This is a genomic window from Microcystis sp. M53602_WE12 (assembly GCF_030065455.1).
GTDB lineage: Bacteria > Cyanobacteriota > Cyanobacteriia > Cyanobacteriales > Microcystaceae > Microcystis > Microcystis aeruginosa.
The window spans coordinates 1-1,417 of the sequence record NZ_JASJFB010000115.1 but is presented as its reverse complement, the minus strand read 5'-3'; the positions used below and the strand labels follow the sequence as shown (position 1 = coordinate 1,417).

Below are 1,417 nucleotides of genomic sequence, written 5' to 3'. Positions count from 1 at the left end.
GACGTTCAAAAACCTTGCATTATCCTTCTTGTAGTACATCGCTTGGTACAAAAAACAAGGGCAACAAAGCCTAAAACGACCGGCTCCTGACGACCGGCTACTGACTCCTACCCCCAGGAAAAACTTTTTCAGCAGACCCTAACTATTGTTACCTCAGTTTTTGTTTAAGTCTCAATAGTCGCTATTTGAGCAAGGATTACGCAATTAAAAATAGCTGACTTCGTTGTTCAGTTCGCCAAGATTATTGATGCTCGCTACAGTTAAGAATTAAGAAGTAATCGGGTTATGGCAAATCATCGGAGCGGACAAATATGATATTTTAGATTTAAGTTGAGAGTGGCGATTGCCTCTTGATTAAGTCGTTAGGTCGCTTTAACTCTTAGTAGTGATAGTGTCCGTCAAGTTATTTTTTAGTGTGATCGATACTGATTGATTCATTAGGAGGTTTAGCTTGTCGAATGCTATCTCGTTCCGTTGATTTGGGAAGACTCAAGTTATAGGGATATCTGCTTCGGAGGTTGAATTATGCCAGGGATGCGAAGGGCGGATCGCCGAGATTCTAATAGTGATAATGAGCGCAACAATCCTCGCTCTCGGCAGCCAGAGCCACCCTCTTATCTTGAACTGAAACAGCAGCGAGATAATGCTAGAGGTGATAAGTTTTTGTTGCAGCAGGAAAAAGCTCAATTGCAGCAACAGCTTCAGACTTCACAGCTTGCAGTTGATGAATGGGAGCAGCGTGCAACGCAGAATAATCAACTCTATCTTAGTGAGCAGCAAAGATATCAGCAAACTCTTTGTCTTTATAACGAAGAGAAGGCAAAAACTGTTGAATTAATAGCCAAATATCAAGAAGCAGATGCCCAGCGGACGCAATATCTGACTCTGTATAATGAAGCCCAAGAGCTGCTTAAACGAGAAAGACGCTCAAAGGCTGGCATCAAGGGTTGGGAAACTCGCCGTAAAATTGAAAATGAGCGTCTAAAGCAGGAAATTGCTGAAATGGTTGTTCTACTGCGTGAATCGTTGGCAAGCAAGGATGAGGCGGTGAATAACCTTTATGCTTTAGCAGAGCGTATGGATAGGATTCAACAATTAGTTGATTCGGTAGAAGTGGAATCTACTGGTAATCCAGTGGGTTTGCTGCAAAAGCTCAAACGCATTTGGCTTGCCATTAAAGATATCCTTTCTGAATAACTGGACTTCCCCCATACATAAATACTAAAAAATTAACAAAACCCTTACTGCAGGTCGCTTCTAAGAAAAAATTGAAAAGAGACTACTGGGTACATTTTTCACTTGAAAATGGCTGTACCGCTGACTGTATCTGGAGTAGAGCGATTCCGTAGAGTTGGCTGTATAGTGATCGCTAACCTGATTTTAACAGATAGTGTCATTAATCTCTAGAGTAAGGGAT

1 protein-coding gene is annotated in these 1,417 nt (G+C 41.6%); it reads left to right on the top strand.

Annotation, left to right across the window (positions count from 1 at the left end):
- The first annotated feature begins 525 nt into the window (after positions 1-525).
- Entirely contained in the window at positions 526-1,197 is a 672-nt protein-coding gene (locus PX482_RS04595) for a hypothetical protein (RefSeq protein ID WP_002762999.1), read from the top strand.
- Positions 1,198-1,417: the final 220 nt, after the last annotated feature.